The sequence below is a fragment of the Escherichia sp. MOD1-EC4550 genome, assembly GCF_963876935.1.
Lineage (GTDB): Bacteria > Pseudomonadota > Gammaproteobacteria > Enterobacterales > Enterobacteriaceae > Escherichia > Escherichia coli_F.
Map to the genome: position 1 here is coordinate 93810 of NZ_CAWNSE010000001.1, position 22688 is coordinate 116497.

Annotated in this window: 13 protein-coding genes; 5 read left to right on the plus strand and 8 right to left on the minus strand. The window is 51.8% G+C overall.

What is annotated here, in order from left to right:
• Positions 1-79: 79 nt before the first annotated feature.
• Entirely contained in the window at positions 80-8164 is an 8085-nt protein-coding gene (locus AACU19_RS00435; protein ID WP_105277923.1) for an adhesion domain-containing protein, read from the plus strand.
• Between the two features lie 55 nt (positions 8165-8219).
• On the opposite strand, the gene xseA is transcribed toward AACU19_RS00435, so the two are convergent.
• Entirely contained in the window at positions 8220-9587 is a 1368-nt protein-coding gene (gene xseA, locus AACU19_RS00440; RefSeq protein ID WP_105271458.1) for an exodeoxyribonuclease VII large subunit, read from the minus strand.
• A 161-nt stretch (positions 9588-9748) separates the two neighbouring features.
• Here xseA and guaB point away from each other — a divergent pair, with 161 nt between their 5' ends.
• Both guaB and guaA read left to right on the plus strand, forming a co-directional pair.
• A complete protein-coding gene (gene guaB, locus AACU19_RS00445) occupies positions 9749-11215 on the plus strand; it encodes an IMP dehydrogenase (RefSeq protein ID WP_001299507.1) in 1467 nt (488 codons plus the stop codon).
• Positions 11216-11283: 68 nt separating this feature from the next.
• The gene (gene guaA, locus AACU19_RS00450) at positions 11284-12861 is read left to right on the plus strand and encodes a glutamine-hydrolyzing GMP synthase (protein ID WP_000138270.1); all 1578 of its coding nucleotides are present in this window, start codon (positions 11284-11286) and stop codon (positions 12859-12861) included.
• Between the two features lie 93 nt (positions 12862-12954).
• On the opposite strand, the gene AACU19_RS00455 is transcribed toward guaA, so the two are convergent.
• From AACU19_RS00455 to AACU19_RS00465, 3 genes are all read right to left on the minus strand, one after another.
• Entirely contained in the window at positions 12955-13494 is a 540-nt protein-coding gene (locus tag AACU19_RS00455; protein WP_000755178.1) for a DUF5384 family protein, read from the minus strand.
• 15 nt (positions 13495-13509) lie between these two features.
• Positions 13510-14028: an outer membrane lipoprotein gene (locus AACU19_RS00460; protein ID WP_001295476.1), complete on the minus strand. Its 519-nt coding sequence runs from the start codon at positions 14026-14028 to the stop codon at positions 13510-13512.
• A 310-nt stretch (positions 14029-14338) separates the two neighbouring features.
• A complete protein-coding gene (locus tag AACU19_RS00465; RefSeq protein WP_000076001.1) occupies positions 14339-14530 on the minus strand; it encodes a YfgG family protein in 192 nt (63 codons plus the stop codon).
• A gap of 17 nt (positions 14531-14547) precedes the next feature.
• On the opposite strand from AACU19_RS00465, the gene AACU19_RS00470 reads away from it, so the two are divergent.
• Both AACU19_RS00470 and pdeF read left to right on the plus strand, forming a co-directional pair.
• Positions 14548-14700 (plus strand): hypothetical protein, encoded by a 153-nt coding sequence (locus tag AACU19_RS00470; RefSeq protein WP_001666647.1) that lies wholly within the window; start codon positions 14548-14550, stop codon positions 14698-14700.
• 181 nt (positions 14701-14881) lie between these two features.
• The gene (gene pdeF, locus AACU19_RS00475; protein ID WP_105277924.1) at positions 14882-17125 is read left to right on the plus strand and encodes a cyclic-guanylate-specific phosphodiesterase PdeF; all 2244 of its coding nucleotides are present in this window, start codon (positions 14882-14884) and stop codon (positions 17123-17125) included.
• A gap of 38 nt (positions 17126-17163) precedes the next feature.
• On the opposite strand, the gene ppx is transcribed toward pdeF, so the two are convergent.
• The 4 genes from ppx to purM all read right to left on the minus strand — a co-directional run bounded on the left by ppx (position 17164) and on the right by purM (position 22623).
• Positions 17164-18705 carry an exopolyphosphatase gene (ppx, locus tag AACU19_RS00480; protein ID WP_105277925.1) on the minus strand — a complete coding sequence of 514 codons (1542 nt, stop codon included), beginning with the start codon at positions 18703-18705 and terminating at the stop codon, positions 17164-17166.
• 4 nt (positions 18706-18709) lie between these two features.
• Positions 18710-20776, minus strand: a complete 2067-nt coding sequence (gene ppk1 / locus AACU19_RS00485) for a polyphosphate kinase 1 (RefSeq protein ID WP_000529576.1) — start codon at positions 20774-20776, stop codon at positions 18710-18712.
• Positions 20777-20947: 171 nt separating this feature from the next.
• A complete protein-coding gene (purN, locus tag AACU19_RS00490) occupies positions 20948-21586 on the minus strand; it encodes a phosphoribosylglycinamide formyltransferase (protein WP_001028614.1) in 639 nt (212 codons plus the stop codon).
• Positions 21586-22623 carry a phosphoribosylformylglycinamidine cyclo-ligase gene (gene purM, locus AACU19_RS00495; protein WP_001295474.1) on the minus strand — a complete coding sequence of 346 codons (1038 nt, stop codon included), beginning with the start codon at positions 22621-22623 and terminating at the stop codon, positions 21586-21588. Before purM ends, purN begins: the two co-directional genes overlap by 1 nt.
• Positions 22624-22688: the final 65 nt, after the last annotated feature.

Here is a 22688-nt window from a genome sequence, read left to right on the forward strand (position 1 = left end):
CTGTTTTCCGCCTGTTTTGCTTAGCGACGCGTTAAGCAAAACAGGTTGATGTTTTGTTTATCATGCTGGAGTTTTTTACATGTCGGTATGTCTGAAACCAGGGAAAATCATTATGCTTCTGGGCATGTTGGCAGCGTTTATGCTGTCTGACTTTGCACGGGCAGGGGCGGAATGGCAGACATATCCTGATTCTACAGGCGAGTTTAACGGAACCGTTCCTTTTGCCGACAGCGCCAGCGTACCCGTCTATCAGGGCAGTGTTCAGCTTAATCCTGCTGAATCTCATGATGTCGGGTTTACTGCTAAACCGAATGAATTTAGCGTTGACGATGACGCTGCTAACCTGATTGTTGCTAATCCTCAGGACAATGAAGGCGACCAGTTTTCCACACCACCTGCGCTGCGCTGGGAAAATCAAACACCCCCTACCGTCAGCCTGGTGTGGGCCGATGCCGCCACGCCCGATGTGCCCCTTAACCCACAACCCATTGCTAACCGTAGCTTTTGTGCTCAGGGGCTCGCCGGACGCTCGCTGGTGGCCTGGCCGCAGATTGATGCGCAGCAAACCCTCCCACTGCTCTACCTGTTGACCTCGACCGGGTATCCCTATGCGGGGACGGTGGCGCTGGTGGACCAGAAAGTGACCCTGAACATCGCGCCCGCGCAGGGCGATTTAATCTCGGTGAGCGCCAGCGGTTATAACGAAACGATCGCGGCGGCAAAAACCACCGTTGGCGACACCATCACGCTCACCGTCACCACTAAAGATTGTCAGGGCAACGTCGCGGGTAATATTCCGTTTATTATCAAACGTAAAGATGCTGAAAATCGCCAGGGGGCAGTGAATAATAGTGCGCCAGTGGTACTGGATAGCACCGAGTTAACGACGACGGCTACCGAATACCATGGCACCTCTGATGCCAACGGCACGGCCACCATCACGGTGAGCCAACCGAACGGCCCTGGCGTCAAAACGCCACTGGTGGTCAGCATTTCCGGCATTGCGCAAACCAGCGAAACCGCAGTGATTTTTACCGTACTCACCAGCCCGGACGTGGCGCAGGCTACGATGTGGGGCCATATGGCGGAGACGGTAGAAGCCCACGGTTACACCTTCAGTCGACCAAAGCTGGCGGCAGAAGTCAGCAATGAAAGCGCCACGGTCGTCGATCACAACGAAACCTGGTCCACCTTCACCTGGAGCGGCGCAGATAGCCACTGCACCGTGCTGCCCGGCATGCGCCACTTCGGCGCGCTGGCGACCGTTATCCCCACATCGGTGCAGACAGTCCTTGGCTGGCCGATGCAGGGGGATTATTACTGGTCATCGCTGGCGGGCACCACCGGGCAGCACCATGCGGCGGATGTCTCTAACCGTGGTGAAACGCAAAAGCCGGATAGCACCCCGTTTCTTGTAAGCTGTGTGGATAAACCCGCGCCTGATGTCGAACCGAAAATCGTCCTTACGCCCGAAAACTATGATGATACGGCACAGGCGATGAAATCGCAGGTGGGCGAAGACGCCACGATGCGTCTGACGATCACCGACAATAAAAATAACGATCAACCACTGGCGTATTACTACTTCTCGCTGCATCTGGATGACGGCGTTAACCGCAAAAATCAAACCGATTCCGCCTGGGAAGCCCATCCGGTGCAGATTACTGGTGGTTCGAATTTGCAACAGGTTGATGCTCACACCTATGAAGGCATGACCGATGTCAACGGTCAGGCTTCGCTAACCCTGAGTCAGCCCGACGGCGCAGGCGTGAAAACCCATATCACGGCGAAAATGCGCAGCAATTTTACGGCCACAGATGCCAAAGATGTGATTTTTACCGTGATCACCAGCCCTGATAGCGATAAGGCGCGGATGTGGGGCCATATGCGCGGCATTGTTGAATCTGGCAGCCTGTTCAAACGCCCAGTGCTGGCGGATGAAACTGAGCATGAACTGGGATCGGTGCGGGAAAATGACGAAGACTGGGCGCTGTTCGATCAAGACACCAGTATGCAGGCTGAATGCGGCGTCGGCCATACGCCACGTCAGAGTGGGCTGGAAAGCCTGTTTTCAGCCCATCCCGGTAACGCGATTGGCACTGAGTATGGCTGGCCCACCGCCCAACAGAGCTACTTAAGCGCGGTGGAGCAAGCCACGCATTCATCGGTGAATCTGGGGAACGGAAACGTCGACAGCTACTCCGGCTTTAAGCAGAATTACCTCTCCTGTTCGGGCAATGAGATGGTAGCGAAGGTTGAAGTCAGCACCGATCACGATATCACCCCTGGCAGCAAAGCGCAGGCCAAAGTAGGTGACACCATCGTGATGACCGTGCGTACGATTAACGCGCTCAATAATACCCCGGTACCCTTTACTGCATTCACCATTACCAAAGGCATGGGGTATAACCGAGCGGGGCTGGTGAGCGGGTTTGATGACCCGAGCAGCGGCGCAATCTCGATGAATGGCACGCAATACGGCACATCACAGCCGTCGATGGTCTACACAGGTACGACAGATGCACAAGGCGTGGCAACGGTCGAAATAGAGCAACCCCAGGGGGTGGGGTTAAGAACCGTGCTGAGCATTACGCCGGTCAATTCCCATCTACCAAATGCCATTAATTACAATGTTATTTTTACCACCCCAACCAGCCCGGATGTTAGTGGGGCGCAGATGTGGGGCCATATGGATGAAACGATTACCGTTGATTCATTAACCTTTACCCGGCCTAAGCTGGCAGCAGAAATCGCCAGTCCGGATGGCACACTAACGGAAAAAAACGAAGTCTGGGCGCGCGTTAGCCAGGCCAGTACGGCCATTACCAGTAAAGGCGGTTGCGGAACCAATATGCTGCCGCGCCGCTCCCAGCTCAGTGCGCTTTATGACGCTAATAACGGTAATGCGGTGCAAGCCACACACGGCTGGCCGACGCAGCGTCAGCCCTACTGGAGCAGTTCCCCCGCGGATTTAACGCCGCACAATTACACCATTGCCCTGGATAACGGCGCACAGGCCATCGGCGGCGATACGCCGGTTTACGTCAGTTGCCTGACGACGGCGAACAAACCTGCCAGCAGCATTACGCTGGATGTGGTTGATAACGCACAGTGGGCTGCCGGAAATAACGCGGCGAAGCTGAAAAAAGGCGAAACGCTACGGGTTAAGGTAACGGTAAAAGATGCGCAGGGTAATCCGCTCACGGATATGCCATTTAAACTGAGTCGCGGAGACGGTTATACCCGCACGGGCGAAAAACATATTGCCGGTAGTGGCGATGCGCTGGTGGCACCGGTGGTGATTAACAGTGGGCTGGCGGATGAAACGACGTTGAACGACACCGCGGGATTTTATACTGCCATGACCGGTAGCGACGGCAGCAAAATCCTCAATATTACCCGCCCGGATACTCACGGCACCAAAACGGCGCTGACGGCGACGTTGTATTCCGATCCAACAAAAAAAGACAGCCTGGATACAATCTTTACTGTGGTCACCAGCCCGGATAGTAGCAAAGCGAAAATGTGGGGGCATATGCCGGAAACGGTGACGGCTGCGGACGGTACGGTATTTAAACGCCCGCTGTTGTTGAAGGAACTGGCCTATCAGACTGGGCGAACATCGACGTCTGAAGACAATGAAAACTGGGCGTTGTTTAACATTAATTATGCGAGTTCTTCCACGACGTATAGTGGCTGTGGAACCAACTATATTCCGACTCAAGCCGGTCTGACGTCACTGTTTGCTAATAATGCGGGCAACACCATGAAAACCGTGCAGGGCTGGCCGGTGGCAACACGCTATTTGTCCAACACGTCCGACAACGGCAGCATGGAGCAGCGTAACTACAAGGCGGTAGATCTCAGCAATGGCACGAGTGCGGCAGTGTCATCAACGGCGCTGCAACTGCTGACCTGCCAGACCACGCCGGTAACCACGGTGGGCCAAATTCTGCTGGAAGCGGCAGATCCGGCGACGCTGGATACCACCTATAACGTGGTAAAAGCGAAAAAAGGCGAAGAATCCGTGGTGCGCGTCACCACCAAAGATACGCAAGGCAACCTGGTGGGCAATACGGCATTTATCCTGACGCGTGCCAACAGCGTGAGTCGGGCTAACGCATCAGCAACCGCGAGCGTGGGCGCGCTGACGGTGACGGATGCTTGGGGAAATACGCGAAATAATTTCCAGTCGACGAGTGAAACGATTTACGGCGTGACTGGTGCAGACGGGTCAACGACATTTACCCTGAAACAGGATAACAGTACCGGGTTAAGAACCGATCTCACGGCAAAACTGGATACGTCCAGCAGCGTCAAGGCGACGCTACCGGTGGTCTTTACTGTCGTGACCAGCCCGGATTCGCCAAAAGCGAATTTTTGGGGACATATGGCCGAAACGGTGATGGCCTCCGACGGTACAATCTATAAACGACCACTGTTGTTGAAAGAGCTGAGTAACACCAGTGGTCGAAATTCTACGGCTGAAAACGGTGAAGATTGGGCAAGATTCACCTGGACTCAGTCGGCTGACACCAGCATGAATGGGTGTGGTACAGATTATATGCCGACGCTGGATGGACTGAAGTCTTTGTATGACGCCAATAGCGGTAATGTGATGAGTACGGTGCAGGGATGGCCGGTAAAAACGACCTATCTCACCAATACCCCGAGTGATACGCAAACAGGGAGCCGTTACTACAATGTGGTGCAACTGAATACTGGTGCAGTCTCACAAATCTCGACGAACACAGTCGTGCAACAAACCTGCCGCACAACGCCGTTGACGGCTGCTAGCCAGATTACGCTGGAGGCCTCAGACCCCTCGCAATTTGTCAGCATTGACAGTACGCTTAGCGCGATCAAAGTGCAGAAAGGCGATAGCGTGTCGATCCGCATTTCGACTAAAGATGCACAGGGGAATTTAGTCGGCAATACGCCGTTTGCCCTGAAACACGCTAACCCGGTCAATCGCCAAAATGTGGCGTCAACATCGCAGAAAGTGTCGGTCACGACTGCGTCGGGTACGACGGTGGATACCACTGCATCGACCATTCTGTATGGCGTGACCGGGCCAGACGGAACCACCACGATGACACTCCGACAGGATGTGTCTACTGGACTCAAAACCGACTTTTATGCTCTGTTGAACGATACCGGCGTGTCGTCGAACACCTTGCCAGTGATCTTCACCGTCGTCACCAGCCCGGATACACCGCTGGCGGCCAACTGGGGGCATATGGCGGAAACCTTTACCAGCAGCAAGGGCGTCACCTTCAAACGGCCTTTCCTCAAAGCTGAACTTTCTGGTGGTACGGCGGTAACGACCAATAATGAAGTCTGGTCGCGCCTGACAGCAACGGAGAAAACGGATGCCAGCAAGGCTGGGTGTGATGAGAGTTATCAACCGCTGATGACTGACATGCAGGGGTTGTATGCGGATTACCCTAACAACCAGTTGGGCACGGTGCTCGGCTTGCCGACTTCCGCCGGGTATATGTGGGCCTACGACATGATGACGGTTTCTGGCAGCAGCTGGAGCAACCAGGCATATTCGCTCGTTAATGGTCAGACAGTTCAGGCATCGTCCAGTTATACGGCGGTAGTGATGTGCCTGGTGGAACCGCATACCGTTCCGGCGATGATAGAGATCACTTCAACAGCACAGGATGCGGCAAAAACGGTCAGCAATGGTGGTCGACCGAGCGCCGTAGCGAAGAAAGGTGAGACGATTCCGCTGACGGTGACCGTACGTGATAGCACCGGGAATCCGGTACCCTACGCCGACTTTACCCTCACGCGTGGAACGACGCTGGATCGCTCGAAAGCAACCGTTAACTCGAGTGCGGACGATCTTACCGTGAAGTCATTGATACCCGCGAACAGCGACGCTGGGCTGACGGCAAATGGGGCAAAAGTGCTCAGAACAACGGGCAGTGATGGCACAGCCACCTTTGAAGTGAGCCAGAATGCCACGACAGGTCTGGCGACACCGATAACCGTCACGCTGGCGCGCGATACAACCAAAACCGCCACGCTGGATGTTATCTACACGGTGATAACCAGCCCGGACTCACCGAGCGCGAAATTCTGGGGACACATGCCGGACACCTTTACCAGTTCGGCAGGCGTCACCTTCAGACGACCGCTCCTGAAAGCCGAAGCGACTTCAGGGTCATCGATTAACACTAACGGCAATGGTGAAGTGTGGTCGTATATGAGCAACGTTCAAAATTTAACATCGACAGATTGTCCGCTGGAGAATCAACCGCGCAGTAATGAATTGTTGGATTTGTATAATGATCATCCCAACGGCGCGATAATGACTGACCTGGGGCTGCCGATATATGCAGGCAAGTGGTGGGCTTATGATATGGTCATGCCGGATTTATATACGTGGCAGTATCAGACTGTCAGCCTGAGCGCAGGAGATATCGCGAAGAGCTCGGCAAACAACGCGCTGATGCTTTGCCTGGCGAAGCCGCATCCGGCAGGCGTCAGCGTAATGTTGACGTCATCCGCAATGGATAACGCCAGAACCCTCAGTAATGGCGGGCGACCCAGCGCGTCAGTGAAAAAAGGTAACCCACTGCCAATTGTGGTGACGGTCAAAGATCGTGATGGCAACCCGCTGGCGGGAGAGGCCGTTACGCTCAGGCGTGGTTCAGCGATGAGCCGTTCAGGAGCAGGAGTGGGCACGCCGGCAAATGCAATGACGTTGACAGAATTGACACCTGTGTCGGCGGAGTTTTCTCTGGCCGCACACGATACGCAATGGCAAGGTTTCACCGGCAGTGATGGTACGGCCACTTTCAATGTTGAACAGCCTGAGACCATCGGCCTGGCCATTCCGTTCACCGCTATACTGGCGCGAGATGTCGCAACTACCAGCGTCATTGATGCGATCTTTACCGTCGTCACCAGCCCGGATTCCGCAATGGCGACCTACTGGGGCCATATGCCGGATACGGTAACGGCGGAAAACGGCGTGGTCTTTGAACGGCCTAAATTGTTGAAAGAGCTGCCGTCGAGCGCCGGAGTCAGTCAGGTGACGGATAACAATGAAGTGTGGCCGTTGTTTAAGGCAACGCAAAGGGAAGATAGCAGCCTCAGTCCTTGTGAAGCGGCACGTCGGCCATTGAGCGATGATTTATTATCGCTCTACGCGCGCTATCCGGGGAACACGCTGACGACTCAAATCGGCTGGTCTACGAAGTATGCATGGTGGGCACTGGATAACAAGCAGGGGAATGCCCTGGTTGTCAGTCTGAATAATGGTTTTGAGTCGTCGACGGCGAGTACGGGGTATCAGGGATGTCTGGTCAATCCCCGCGCGACCGTCTCCAGCGTCACGCTGACATCGACGGCGATAGATGCTACTACGCAGGCAGCGAAGGTAAAAAAAGGTGAAGCCGTGCCCCTCGTTGTTACCGTAAAAGACAGCGCCGGGAAGCCGGTACCGAATGTCGCTTTCACCTTAAAACGTGGTGAAGCCGTGCCACGCAACAGCGGGGCGACGTTGTATGGTGATATTGCGGCGATGGATGATATGACGGTACAACCTGCCAGCGGGACGGTGGTAACGCTGGTTGACAGTGGGAATACGGTCGACGGTGTGACAGGGGCGGACGGTACGGCAAGTTTTACCGTTCGTCAGGATAATACGCCAGGATATAAAACGCCGTTGACGGTGACGCTGACGGATAACGCCACAATAACGGCGACGCTGGACACGATTTTCACCGTGCCGACCAGTCCGAATGTCGCCACGGCGTATTTCTGGGGGCATATGGCGGATACCGCCACCGTAAGTGGCAAGACGTTACATCGCCCGCTATTGCAATCAGAGTTGCCGTCAGGGGCTACAGCGGCAGTAGCGCCAACGGTGAATAATGAAATCTGGGCGCTGGCACATGTGATCGATGCTCAAAAATGGGATATTGCAAAGCAGTGCGGTGACTTTAGTAAATCACCGAGTTATGCCGATTTACAGTCATTACATAGCGGCTTTAGTGCGCTGGGATGGCCATCATCGATAAGCTTCCCCTATTTCTCTACCGATCGGGCCGGTTCGTTCTATTGTGGCATGGATGAAGGGGCGGGGACACAAAACTGCGGTATTCAGGCATCCAGTACTGCGGGGTTTGCAACCTGCTTCCAGTAGTCTTAACGGGTCTGTAAATGGGGGCCAAGATGTAAATAAGATTCGCAATGCGTCATTAGGTTTTCTTGCGCGGCTTGCGGCTTTTCGTCACAGCACTCACTTCACTGATCACTACGCCATCGCCCAGGCGAGTGGTCAGTGTCTCACCCACTTTCACCTGCTTAACCTGTTTCAGCACTGCGCCATCAGCGGCGCTGGTAACGCTATAACCGCGTGCGAGCGTGGAGAGTGGACTCACCGCTTCGAGGTGCGTCACTGTATTACCAAAGCGTTCGCGCGTGGCGCTAAGCTGTGCGCGAAGTGTTTCAGCGAGACGATATTCCAGCTGTTGGATCCGCGTTTGCGCACGATGAATCTTCGGCTGCGGATTTTGCTGATTCAGCCGCTGTGTTAATCGCTGCTGTTGCTGACCGGCGCGTTTAAGCTGATTCTCCAACGCAAAGCTCATCCGCTTTTGCAGACGCTCAAGCGTGGTTTGCTGACGCGCCAGCCGGAGCTGTGGATGCTGCTGCTGTAAACGGTGATGAATCTGCGTAAAACGTCGTGTGCGGTTGGCGAGGTAGTAATCCATCGCCATTTCCAGCCGTTGCTGCGCAGACTGCACCTGACGCAGTAACTCTTGCTGATTGCGGCTCACCACTTCGGCGGCGGCTGACGGCGTTGGCGCACGTAGATCAGCAACAAAGTCGGCAATCGTCACATCGGTTTCATGCCCAACGGCGCTGACCACCGGAATGCGGCTGGCAAAAATCGCCCGTGCCACGCGTTCATCGTTAAAACTCCATAAATCTTCCAGCGAACCACCGCCACGCCCGACGATCAGTACGTCACATTCGTTGCGAAGATTCGCCAGCTCAATGGCGCGAACGATTTGCCCCGGCGCGTCATCGCCCTGAACGGCGGTCGGGTAAATTATCACTGGCAGAGACGGATCGCGGCGTTTCAACACATGCAAAATATCGTGCAGTGCAGCACCGGTCTTTGAGGTGATAACGCCCACGCAGTGCGCAGGTGACGGTAGCGGATTCTTGAATTGCTGGTCGAATAACCCTTCAGCCTGCAACTTCGCTTTAAGCTGTTCGTACTTCTGTTGTAGTAAACCTTCACCGGCGGGCTGCATACTTTCGACAATAATTTGATAATCGCCGCGCGGTTCATACAGCGTAATGTTGGCACGAACTAAAACCTGTTGCCCATGCTGCGGGCGAAAGGTCACCCGGCGATTGCTGTTGCGGAACATCGCGCAGCGCACCTGGGCGTTATCGTCTTTAAGCGTAAAGTACCAGTGACCGGAAGCCGGTTGTGTGAAATTAGAGATTTCGCCACTGATCCACACCTGCCCCATCTCATGCTCAAGCAGCAGACGAACCGTTTGATTCAGGCGGCTAACGGTAAAAATTGCAGGGGATTGAGAAGGTAACATGTGAGCGAGATCAAATTCTAAATCAGCAGGTTATTCAGTCGATAGTAACCCGCCCTCCGGGGATAGCAAGCATTTTTTGCAAAAAGGGGTAGATGCAATCGGTTACGCTCTGTATAATGCCGCGGCAATATTTATTAACCACTCTGGTCGAGATATTGCCCATGCTACGTATCGCTAAAGAAGCTCTGACGTTTGACGACGTTCTCCTCGTTCCTGCACATTCTACCGTTCTGCCGAATACCGCTGACCTCAGCACCCAGCTGACGAAAACTATTCGTCTGAATATCCCTATGCTCTCCGCAGCAATGGATACCGTAACGGAAGCGCGCCTGGCTATCGCCCTGGCTCAGGAAGGCGGTATCGGCTTTATCCACAAAAACATGTCCATTGAACGCCAGGCTGAAGAAGTTCGCCGCGTGAAAAAACACGAATCTGGCGTGGTAACCGATCCGCAGACTGTTCTGCCAACCACGACGCTGCGCGAAGTGAAAGAGCTGACCGAGCGTAACGGTTTTGCAGGCTATCCGGTTGTGACCGAAGAAAACGAACTGGTCGGCATTATCACCGGTCGTGACGTGCGTTTTGTTACCGATCTGAACCAGCCGGTTAGCGTTTACATGACGCCGAAAGAGCGTCTGGTAACCGTGCGTGAAGGCGAAGCCCGTGAAGTGGTGCTGGCAAAAATGCACGAAAAACGCGTTGAAAAAGCGCTGGTGGTTGATGATGAATTCCACCTGATCGGCATGATCACTGTGAAGGACTTCCAGAAAGCGGAACGTAAACCGAACGCCTGTAAAGACGAACAAGGCCGTCTGCGTGTAGGTGCAGCGGTTGGCGCAGGTGCGGGTAACGAAGAGCGTGTTGATGCGCTGGTTGCCGCAGGCGTTGACGTTCTGCTGATCGACTCCTCTCACGGTCACTCTGAAGGCGTTCTGCAGCGTATCCGTGAAACTCGCGCTAAATATCCTGACCTGCAAATCATCGGCGGCAACGTGGCAACAGCTGCAGGTGCCCGCGCGCTGGCAGAAGCCGGTTGCAGTGCCGTTAAAGTGGGTATCGGCCCAGGTTCTATTTGTACTACCCGCATTGTTACTGGCGTCGGTGTACCGCAGATCACTGCCGTTGCTGACGCAGTAGAAGCCCTGGAAGGCACCGGGATTCCGGTTATCGCTGACGGTGGTATTCGTTTCTCTGGCGATATCGCCAAAGCTATCGCTGCTGGTGCAAGCGCGGTGATGGTAGGTTCCATGCTGGCGGGTACTGAAGAATCCCCAGGTGAAATCGAGCTCTACCAGGGCCGTTCTTACAAGTCTTACCGTGGGATGGGCTCTCTGGGCGCGATGTCCAAAGGTTCTTCTGACCGTTACTTCCAGAGCGACAACGCTGCCGACAAACTGGTGCCGGAAGGTATCGAAGGCCGTGTAGCCTATAAAGGTCGCCTGAAAGAGATCATTCACCAGCAGATGGGCGGCCTGCGCTCCTGTATGGGCCTGACCGGCTGTGGTACTATCGACGAACTGCGTACTAAAGCGGAGTTTGTACGTATCAGCGGTGCGGGCATTCAGGAAAGCCACGTTCACGACGTGACCATTACTAAAGAGTCCCCGAACTACCGTCTGGGCTCCTGATTCTCTTCGCCCGACTTCATGTCGGGCGATTTATATTATCTGTTTCACTTGCCTCGGAATAAGCGTCAATGACGGAAAACATTCATAAGCATCGCATCCTCATTCTGGACTTCGGTTCTCAGTACACCCAACTGGTTGCGCGCCGCGTGCGTGAACTGGGTGTTTACTGCGAACTGTGGGCGTGGGATGTGACAGAAGCACAAATTCGTGACTTCAATCCAAGCGGCATTATTCTTTCCGGCGGCCCGGAAAGCACCACCGAAGAAAACAGCCCGCGTGCGCCGCAGTATGTCTTTGAAGCAGGCGTACCGGTATTCGGCGTTTGCTATGGTATGCAGACCATGGCAATGCAGTTGGGTGGTCATGTTGAAGCCTCTAACGAACGTGAATTTGGCTATGCGCAGGTTGAAGTCGTAAACGACAGCGCCCTGGTTCGCGGTATCGAAGATGCTCTGACAGCAGACGGTAAACCTCTGCTCGATGTCTGGATGAGCCACGGCGATAAAGTTACCGCTATCCCGTCCGACTTCATCACCGTAGCCAGCACCGAAAGCTGCCCGTTCGCCATCATGGCAAATGAAGAAAAACGCTTCTATGGCGTACAGTTCCACCCGGAAGTGACTCACACCCGCCAGGGGATGCGCATGCTGGAGCGTTTTGTGCGTGATATCTGCCAGTGTGAAGCCCTGTGGACGCCAGCGAAAATTATCGACGATGCAGTAGCCCGTATCCGCGAGCAGGTAGGCGACGATAAAGTGATCCTCGGCCTCTCTGGTGGCGTGGATTCCTCCGTGACTGCAATGCTGCTGCACCGCGCAATCGGCAAAAACCTGACTTGCGTATTCGTCGACAACGGCCTGCTGCGTCTCAACGAAGCAGAGCAGGTTCTGGATATGTTTGGCGATCACTTTGGTCTGAACATTGTTCACGTTCCGGCAGAAGATCGCTTCTTGTCAGCGCTGGCTGGTGAAAACGATCCGGAAGCAAAACGTAAAATCATTGGTCGCGTTTTCGTTGAAGTATTCGATGAAGAAGCGCTGAAACTGGAAGATGTGAAGTGGCTGGCGCAGGGTACTATCTACCCTGATGTTATCGAATCTGCCGCGTCTGCAACCGGTAAAGCGCACGTCATCAAATCTCACCACAACGTGGGCGGCCTACCGAAAGAGATGAAGATGGGCCTGGTTGAACCGCTGAAAGAGCTGTTCAAAGACGAAGTGCGTAAAATTGGTCTGGAGCTGGGCCTGCCGTACGACATGCTGTACCGTCACCCGTTCCCGGGACCAGGGCTTGGCGTTCGTGTGCTGGGCGAAGTGAAGAAAGAGTACTGCGACCTGCTGCGCCGTGCTGATGCCATCTTCATTGAAGAACTGCGTAAAGCGGACCTGTACGACAAAGTTAGCCAGGCGTTTACCGTGTTCCTGCCGGTACGTTCTGTTGGCGTAATGGGCGATGGTCGTAAATACGACTGGGTTGTGTCTCTGCGTGCCGTCGAAACCATCGACTTTATGACCGCACACTGGGCGCATCTGCCGTACGATTTCCTTGGTCGCGTTTCCAACCGCATTATCAATGAAGTGAACGGTATTTCCCGCGTGGTGTATGACATCAGCGGCAAGCCACCGGCGACTATTGAGTGGGAATGATTTGATCCCTGCACTATGAATTAGCAAAACCCTCTGTTACTACAGAGGGTTTTTTATACTCACGAATCATAGGATTGAAGTTACTGACATCGCTTAGTTAAACCAGCTGTCCGATTTGTTCTCTTCTGCTTTGCCCACGCTTTTCATCAGATCGCGACCGCCTTCAGTCATATTCCTGTTTGCGTCAGCTTCAGATTGCACCACATCGGTTTGCGCAGCTTTGTGCTTCAGTTCCTGATCGATAAATTCGTTTTCTCGCTTAACGCGGGCTTCTTCTTTCGCCAGCGCCAGTTTTTGTTTCTGAATCTCTAAGCTGCGTAGCTCATCTTCATAACTTTGATCGCGTTTCTTGTCCGCAGTGGCTTCGGCGTCCAGTTTATCCTGACGAGCTTTCTTATTCGCCGCTGCCGTTGCCGCTCTTTTATTAGCCGCGGCCTGGGCGTTTGCGCGACGTTGCTTCTCTTGCTGGATTTCCCTGTTGCGCTCCGCGACCCATTCGTCATGCTGCCTTTGCTCTTCATTTTTACCTTGCTGTTCCGCTTCTGCGACAGCAGAGAGTTGATCCTGCAATGATGAGGCGATAGCCGGATAGCTTAAGGAGGCTAAGATGGCGCAAAGAAAAACTTTCTTCATGACTCCTCCTGATTATTAGCTCTTTTCAGGACATTTGGTATTTGGCTGAATACGCGTTTCGTTATACGTCGTGGTAATAACAACGGCTAAACCTGTCGTAAACTGGCACTCTTTACCCACCTGGGTGGAGGTATACACTTTGGTGCCTTCCTTATACGTTAGAGAAACACCTTCCACTAAGGTTTTATCATTCACCATAGAACCTGCTGCCGCGCCAACAGCTCCGCCGCCAACTGCACCTGCCGTCGTTCCGGAATTGCTGCCAGACCCCACGTTGTGGCCGATAACACCGCCAGCGACTGCACCAATAAGCGCGCCGAAGGCTTGTGCGTTTCGTTTATTTTGGGAGTTGTCTACGGCAACTTTTGCGGGAAGAATGGAAATAATATTAACGGTTTTAGTTTCTTGTTTGGTATTCAGTTGATCGGTTTGATAAACATCGGCGGCATGATCATCAGCATTTGACTGGCATCCTGCCAGAGTGAATGACGCTAACATTGCCACAGGTAGAAGACATTTTTTAAATTTCATCACTATTCCTTGTTATACACATTACGAAAAATAAGACATTTAAGATCATCAAAAGAGGAAAGTAAATGTATTGCGTATAAAGGAATAGATTAAATTTATTAAAATTCATGTGGAAAATAATTTATAAAAATACATCATTAAAACATATGTATTAATTTTATATTTATTTCGCAGCCAAACAGGATAAACATCAGTCAGGACAAAGACGTAAAATTTAAGATGAAAGAATATCTGCCGCTTTGATAATCTCAAAGAGCAACTGCATCCGACAGCGAGGTGCCGTTATGTTCAGTGAAGGTGGAGAAGGTAACCGCTAACGTTGTACCGGTGATTCGACGGAGAGTGTGGATTGTTGAGCTTCTTTTTTGCTCTGATGGTGCTGCCAGGCACCGACGGACGAGTAGATAAAGCGGCCAAAGAAGAAGATAAAGCTGATGAGCAGTACGATACGGGTCATGCGACTGTTAAATCGGTGTCGTTTTCGCATACTGGTTGCCTGACTCACAAAAGGTTCCTTGAAGTATGTCCCACGCCGTGGACGGTACTTACATTAAGGCACACCAGGACAAAATGGTCAATTCTTCGTTATGTAAAAAAGCGTCAGTGGATACATATTTTAATGTTATGGAAGTTAATTTAATTATTTACAATGATGATGTAATAATGATGAATTAACATGATAAACGTAATAATTCATTAATCAGGGTTATTTTGTTTGATATATATCAATTGGAACTTTCATATGACACTTAGAATCAATGCTCTCTATAGTGATGAATAATCATCATTCGAAGTCAGGTGGGATGCCTGTCTGAATACACCTCCTTCAGGATGTGGGGGATTCTGCTGAGCATCTATGAAACTGAATGCAACCTATATAAAAATACGTGATAAATGGTGGGGGCTTCCGCTGTTCCTGCCTTCTTTAATCTTGCCCATTTTCGCCCATATTAATACTTTCGCGCATATTTCTTCCGGTGAGGTTTTTCTCTTTTACCTGCCTTTGGCACTGATGATCAGCATGATGATGTTTTTCAGCTGGGCGGCATTGCCAGGGATCGCCTTAGGGATTTTTGTCCGCAAATATGCAGAGCTGGGTTTTTACGAAACGCTCTCATTAACAGCTAATTTTATTATCATTATCATTCTCTGTTGGGGCGGTTACAGGGTCTTTACTCCCCGGCGTAACAACGTTTCACATGGTGATACCCGTTTAATTTCCCAGCGTATATTCTGGCAGATTGTGTTTCCTGCAACGCTGTTTCTGATACTTTTCCAGTTTGCTGCGTTTGTAGGGTTACTGGCGAGTAGAGAAAATCTGGTCGGCGTCATGCCTTTTAACCTCGGGACCTTAATCAATTATCAGGCCTTACTGGTGGGCAATCTGATTGGTGTTCCGCTGTGCTACTTCATCATTCGGGTGGTGCGAAATCCGTTTTATTTACGCAGCTATTATTCGCAATTAAAACAGCAAGTTGATGTCAAAGTCACCAAAAAAGAGTTCGCGCTCTGGCTACTGGCATTAGGTGCGTTGTTGTTGCTGTTATGCATGCCGTTAAATGAAAAAAGCACGATTTTCAGCACCAATTATACCTTGTCATTATTGCTACCCCTGATGATGTGGGGAGCCATGCGCTATGGTTATAAGTTGATTTCGCTGCTCTGGGCGGTCGTGCTGATGATCAGCATCCACAGCTATCAAAATTACATTCCCATTTATCCTGGCTATACCACGCAACTGACCATAACCTCCTCCAGTTATCTGGTATTCTCTTTTATTGTCAATTATATGGCTGTACTGGCAACCCGTCAGCGAGCGGTAGTCAGACGCATTCAGCGGCTTGCGTATGTGGACCCGGTGGTTCATCTGCCAAATGTTCGCGCCCTGAATCGCGCGTTGCGTGATGCCCCCTGGTCTGCGCTTTGTTATTTACGCATCCCCGGCATGGAAATGCTGGTTAAGAACTATGGCATCATGCTACGGATTCAATACAAGCAAAAACTTTCTCACTGGCTGTCACCATTGCTGGAACCGGGTGAAGATGTTTATCAGCTTTCGGGTAACGATCTCGCGCTGCGACTGAATACAGAAGCGCACCAGGAGCGCATTACCGCACTGGATAGCCATCTCAAGCAATTTCGTTTCTTTTGGGATGGAATGCCGATGCAACCGCAGATTGGCGTCAGTTACTGCTATGTGCGCTCGCCAGTGAATCATATCTACTTACTGCTGGGAGAGCTAAATACGGTCGCCGAACTTTCCATCGTGACCAACGCCCCGGAAAATATGCAGCGTCGCGGGGCAATGTATTTGCAACGCGAATTGAAAGATAAAGTCGCGATGATGAATCGGCTACAGCAGGCGCTGGAACACAACCATTTTTTCCTGATGGCCCAGCCGATTACCGGTATGCGTGGTGATGTCTACCATGAGATCCTTCTGCGCATGAAAGGTGATAATGATGAACTGATCAGCCCCGACAGCTTCTTGCCGGTCGCGCACGAATTTGGTTTATCGTCGAGTATCGACATGTGGGTCATTGAGCATACGCTGCAATTTATGGCTGAAAACAGAGCGAAGATGCCCGCTCACCGTTTTGCGATTAATCTGTCGCCAACCTCGGTATGTCAGGCTCGTTTTCCCGTTGAAGTCAGTCAGCTGCTGGCTAAATACCAGATTGAAGCGTGGCAACTTATTTTTGAAGTCACCGAAAGTAATGCGCTGACCAATGTTAAGCAGGCGCAAATCACCTTGCAGCATCTTCAGGAATTAGGCTGCCAGATTGCGATTGATGATTTCGGCACCGGCTACGCCAGCTATGCGCGGCTTAAAAATGTGAATGCCGATCTCCTTAAAATTGACGGCAGTTTTATCCGCAATATTGTGTCAAATAGTCTGGATTACCAGATAGTGGCGTCGATTTGTCACCTGGCGCGAATGAAGAAAATGCTGGTAGTGGCAGAGTACGTTGAAAACGAAGAGATCCGCGAGGCGGTGCTTTCTTTAGGGATAGATTATATGCAGGGTTATCTTATTGGTAAGCCGCAACCGTTAATTGATACGCTGAATGAAATCGAACCCATTCGCGAAAGTGCCTGAACAGCGAGGGCCGACATTTCTCGTCGGCCCGCAAAGCATTAAGCAGCTATTTCAGGTGAACTTTCTTCTTCAATTTTCAATCGCCAGCCAGCCACGCCTTCCCAGTATTCTTGCTCCTTTTCCAGATCAAGCAGTACCAGTGCATTCTGACTAAACCAGTCATGCGGAAAACGCAATGTCCAGTGACTGTCATCGGTAATCAGCGTTAATGTTGGCGGTGTGGTGGTTGCCTGACGTTGATTGTTGAGCAAGACGCCAAGACGCAATAGCTGAATCAGCGGCAGAAACTGTTTCTTTTTAAACAAGGTAAAGCGCGGCAGATCGTCGAGCTTAATCGCTTTACGGTGATAGCGTACCAGCGTCGCCATCATCAGTTGCTGTTCCTGATTAAATCCCGGTAAGTCGCTGTTTTGCAAGATATAAGCGGAGTGGCGATGCAAACCGCTATGGTTGATATTCAATCCGACCTCATGCAGCATGGCGGCCCATCGCAGGAGCGCTTCCAGTTGCGGATGCGCCAGCTTCGGTTGCTGCTCACGCCACTGTTCGTACATTTGCATAGTGGTATCCAGCACCCGTCGGGCCTGTTCACTGTCGATGTGATACTGGTTAGCGAGACTACTGGCGGTGCGACTACGCACATCCTGATGACGGAAACGTCCTTCCATTTCATACAATACGCCTTCGCGTAACGCCCCATCAGAAAGGCGCAGTTCACGGATGGCTAAGGCATCAAACACACCGCATAAAATCGCCAGTCCAGGAACGAAGACAGTTTTCCGCTCCTCGGAAAGACCCGGTAAGCTCAGCGATGCGAAATTACGGTGCCGTAAAACTTCTTTCACCAGTTTTTCGAGACGTTCCGGGGTAATTACCCCGTCTTTCTCGCCCATTTCCATTAACACTTCATGGGCGGCTTTTATGGTACCGGAAGCGCCCATTGCCACGTTCCAGCCCTGAATACGGAATTGCCAGGTTAAAGTTTCCAGTTTTTGTGCTGCCGCCATGCGAGCGCGCTGAAAATTCTCTTTATTGATGACCCCGCCAGGGAAATAAAGCTGGGCAAAGCTGACACAACCCATCCGGCGGCTTTCAACGAGAATCGGTTCGAAATTTTCACCAATCACCAGTTCCGTAGATCCGCCGCCAATATCAATAACCAGTTTGCGACCTTTCTCCGGTTGGGTATGTTCCACGCCCATAAAAATCAGACGGGCTTCTTCATTACCGGAAATAATTTCAATCGGGTAGGGAATGACCTTTTCCGCGCGTTTCAAAAAGTCAGTAGCATTCAACGCCTGACGCAGCGTATGGGTGCCAACAATACAAACGCTGGCAGGAGAAAACCCTTGCAGCCGTTCGGCAAACAACGATAGGCAGTTCAATCCGCGTGTGATTGCCTCTTCACTCAACATATTATCTGGCCCCAGACCGTCTGCCAGATGGACCCGCTGTTTCAGGCGACCAATAATCTGCATAGCGCCATCCACCACACGGGCAATAACCATGTGGAAACTGTTTGAACCAAGATCGACCGCAGCAAACTCCTGCGGACGAGGGGATTTGTCGTGTATTGGCATAGGGTTATTCAGGTTGTTCGAGGGATTTGATGTAATCGTAAATCGCCAACTGCGCCCGCACTTTGCGGCGGTTACCGCGGGGAACGTAGCGATTACTAAGTTCTTTATCGATATAACGCGCTTTGACCGTATCGCTGAATAAAATGTCGATGATGTCCAGTACTCGCTGCTTCAGGCGTGGATCGAGTAGTGGCGTCGCTACTTCAATACGATAATCAATATTGCGCGTCATCCAGTCGGCGGAAGAAAGGTAGACCTTTTTATCGCCGCCATTTTCAAAAATATAAACCCGGTCATGTTCAAGGTAACGGTCAACAATACTGATGGCACGAATGTTGTCGCTAATGCCTTCCAGATTGGGGATCAGCGAACACATGCCGCGAACCAGCAGATTAACCGGCACGCCGGAGCTGGAAGCCGCATACAGACGGTCGACCAGACCTTTATCGACAAGGTTATTTAGCTTTAGAGTGATACCGCTGGGCAGCCCTTGCTGCGCGTTGGCGATCTCGCGGTCCACCATCTCATACAACAAACGGCGGGAGTTTTGTGGTGACACCATTAAATAATCAAATGTCACCGGGCGGTATGGGTTTTCAATAAAGTTGAACACCCGCCGTACTTCGTTGGTGATGCGCGCATCGGCGGTCAGCAACGAATAGTCAGTATAAAGCCGCGCGGTTTTTTCGTTAAAGTTCCCGGTCCCGATGTGTGCGTAACGCACCACTTCACCGTTTTCTTTACGTGAAATCAGGAACAGTTTGGCGTGAATTTTCAGCCCCGGCGCAGAGAAGATAACGTGCACGCCTGCTTCGGTCAGGCGCTTCGCCCAGTGAATGTTGGCTTCTTCGTCGAAACGCGCCTGTAACTCAACCACCACGGTGACTTTCTTACCGTTGTGTGCGGCGTGGATCATCGAGTCGATGATGCGTGAATCTTTCGCCACGCGGTAAATGTTAATTTTAATCGCCAGTACGCTCGGGTCGAACGAAGCCTGACGCAGCAGTTCCAGTACATGCTCAAAGGTATGATAAGGATAATAGAGCAACACATCACGTTCGCGAATGGCATCAAAACCGTTGCGGAACTGGGCTTTATCGAACCAAATATGGCGTAAACGCGGCAATGGTTTGTTCACCAGATTGGCTTTGCCGACGTTGGGGAAATTAATAAAGTCTTTAAAATTGTGATAACGGCCGCCGGGGACGATGGAGTCGTAGCGGGAAATAGTCAGTTTTTCGCGTAACACTTCAACCAGCGCATTAGGCATATCGCGCTGATAAACAAAACGTACCGGTTCTGCGGTTAAGCGCTGCTTCAGGCTGGAAGACATCAACTCCATCAGGCTGGCTTCCATCTCGTGCACTAAATCGTATTCGGCATCGCGGGTCATCTTCATTGAATAGGCATTCAGCGCGTCATAATCAAAGAAGCCTTTGAAAATATCATCAAGGCAGTAACGCAGAATGTTATCCAGAAGAATCATCGGCTTGCGTCGACGCGGCGCTTCTGGCGGTAAATTCACAAATCGCGGCACTTTATCTGATGGGATCTCCAGCAGCGCGTAACGGATGGTATCGCCACGGATAATTTCCACCGCCAGATAGGTGTAATCATCTTTCAGGAACTGCACTAAGTCAGTGTCAGGATTGATTAAAATCGGCGTAATGTGCTGACGCAGATACTGCTTAAAATAATGACGCAGCCAGTTTTGTTGATTGACGGAGAGCTGTCGTTCATTAATCAGGAAGATCTGGTTGCGCGCCATCTCCAGCAACAGCTCGTTGTAGAGGCCGTCGAATTCCTGATCGGCTTTCAGCACCCGGGACTGAATTTTGCCCAGTAAATGGCGGGAATGAGAGTTGGAACCTTGTTCTTCGCTAATAATGATGCGTCGCTTCAGTTCAGCGAAGCGGACTTTATAGAACTCATCAAGGTTATTGGAATAGATCCCCAGGAAACGCATCCTTTCAATCAGCGGGTTAGATTTGTCCGCCGCTTCCTGAAGCACGCGTTCATTGAACGATAACCAACTGAGCTCTTTTTCGATGTATAGCTTTTCCTGACCCATTACCACTTTTACTCCGTTTTATTCACGGGACACTGCCTGGATATTATGGCGAGCAATATTGGCAGATGTCCAACTATGCCAGAAAAGGGGGAAAAAAACTGCTGGAGCTTGCGATTTACAGGTGAATTGAAAAACGCCAGCGGCAGAGCTGGCGCTTTAACTACGGGGGCATTACTCGTCGGCAGCGTAGCCCTGCGGCGGCAGACGTTGACCATCCAGCCACGCGGCGTTTTCGTGCATTTTCAGACGACCATCGGCAAACCAGCTAATCACCAGTGGATAAATAGCGTGTTCCTGGGTTTGCACGCGGGCGGTGATGTCATCCTCCGTATCACCAGCAAATACCGGGACTTTCGCCTGTAAAATAACCGGGCCACCGTCCAGTTCATCGGTGACGAAATGCACCGATGTACCGTGCTCTTCATCGCCATTTTCCAGCGCCTGACGATGGGTGTGTAATCCGGGATATTTCGGCAGCAGAGAAGGGTGAATGTTCAGCAAACGCCCGGCATAGTGGGAGACAAACGCCGGGCTGAGAATGCGCATAAAACCCGCCAGCACGACCACATCGGGTGCGTACATGTCGATTTCATGAATCAACTCCCGGTCATAGGCTTCACGACTGTCAAACGCGCTGGCGATGAGCGTATGCGTTGCAATACCCGCCTGGCGGGCGCGTTCAAGGCCGAACGCGTCGGCCTTATTGCTGAAAACTGCCCGTACGGTGCCTTTAATTTTATTTGTTTTGCAGGCGTCAATAATTGCCTGCAAATTACTTCCGTTGCCGGAAATAAGCACCACAATATTCATTATTCGATAACCACGCGTTGTTCGGAATCAGAGGCTTTGATGATACCGATTTTCCACGCGTTTTCACCGTTGGCATTGAGCAGGGCGAGGGCTTTGTCCACTTCCGGAGCAGGCAGGGCAATAATCATCCCGACGCCGCAGTTGAAGGTGCGATACATTTCATGGCGCTCAACGTTACCTGCCGTTTGCAGCCAGTTGAACACTTCCGGCCACTGCCAGGAAGATTCATCAATCACTGCCTGGGTATTATCTGGCAATACGCGCGGAATGTTTTCCCAGAAGCCGCCGCCGGTCAGGTGCGCAATAGCATGCACATCGACCTTTTCAATCAACTCCAGCACGGACTTCACGTAAATGCGGGTTGGTGCCAGCAGATGATCGGCTAATGGCTTACCATCAAGTTCGGTGGTTTGCGGATCACAACCGCTGACTTCGAGAATTTTGCGCACCAGCGAGTAACCATTTGAATGCGGGCCGCTGGAGCCGAGTGCAATCAGTACATCGCCGTCGCTGACTTTAGAACCGTCAATGATTTCTGATTTTTCTACTACCCCGACACAGAATCCGGCGACATCGTAATCTTCACCATGATACATCCCCGGCATTTCTGCCGTTTCGCCACCCACAAGCGAACAGCCCGATTGCAGACAACCTTCCGCAATGCCGCTGATCACCGCTGAAGCGGTATCAACATCCAGTTTTCCGGTTGCGTAATAGTCGAGGAAAAACAGCGGTTCCGCACCTTGCACCACCAGGTCATTAACGCACATGGCGACCAGATCAATACCAATGGTGTCGTGACGTTTTAAGTCCATCGCCAGACGCAGCTTGGTACCTACGCCGTCAGTGCCGGAAACCAGCACGGGTTCACGATATTTTTGCGGCAATGCACACAGCGCACCGAAGCCGCCCAGACCGCCCATCACTTCCGGACGACGCGTTTTCTTCACTACGCCTTTGATTCTTCCAACCAGAGCATTACCCGCGTCAATATCAACACCGGCATCTTTGTAGCTAAGAGAGGTTTTATCGGTCACTGCTTGGGTCCCCACGCGTTACTTGCGGTAGAAAAATAAAATTCGGCGCAATTCTAACAGGGAAA

What these genes read in the sequence shown, in the direction of transcription:
- AACU19_RS00435 (WP_105277923.1), top strand. Translation starts at nt 80, where the DNA reads ATGTCGGTATGTCTGAAACCAGGGAAAATCATTATGCTTCTGGGCATG.
- xseA (WP_105271458.1), bottom strand. Translation starts at nt 9,587, where the DNA reads ATGTTACCTTCTCAATCCCCTGCAATTTTTACCGTTAGCCGCCTGAAT.
- guaB (WP_001299507.1), top strand. Translation starts at nt 9,749, where the DNA reads ATGCTACGTATCGCTAAAGAAGCTCTGACGTTTGACGACGTTCTCCTC.
- guaA (WP_000138270.1), top strand. Translation starts at nt 11,284, where the DNA reads ATGACGGAAAACATTCATAAGCATCGCATCCTCATTCTGGACTTCGGT.
- AACU19_RS00455 (WP_000755178.1), bottom strand. Translation starts at nt 13,494, where the DNA reads ATGAAGAAAGTTTTTCTTTGCGCCATCTTAGCCTCCTTAAGCTATCCG.
- AACU19_RS00470 (WP_001666647.1), top strand. Translation starts at nt 14,548, where the DNA reads ATGTCCCACGCCGTGGACGGTACTTACATTAAGGCACACCAGGACAAA.
- pdeF (WP_105277924.1), top strand. Translation starts at nt 14,882, where the DNA reads ATGAAACTGAATGCAACCTATATAAAAATACGTGATAAATGGTGGGGG.
- ppx (WP_105277925.1), bottom strand. Translation starts at nt 18,705, where the DNA reads ATGCCAATACACGACAAATCCCCTCGTCCGCAGGAGTTTGCTGCGGTC.
- ppk1 (WP_000529576.1), bottom strand. Translation starts at nt 20,776, where the DNA reads ATGGGTCAGGAAAAGCTATACATCGAAAAAGAGCTCAGTTGGTTATCG.
- purN (WP_001028614.1), bottom strand. Translation starts at nt 21,586, where the DNA reads ATGAATATTGTGGTGCTTATTTCCGGCAACGGAAGTAATTTGCAGGCA.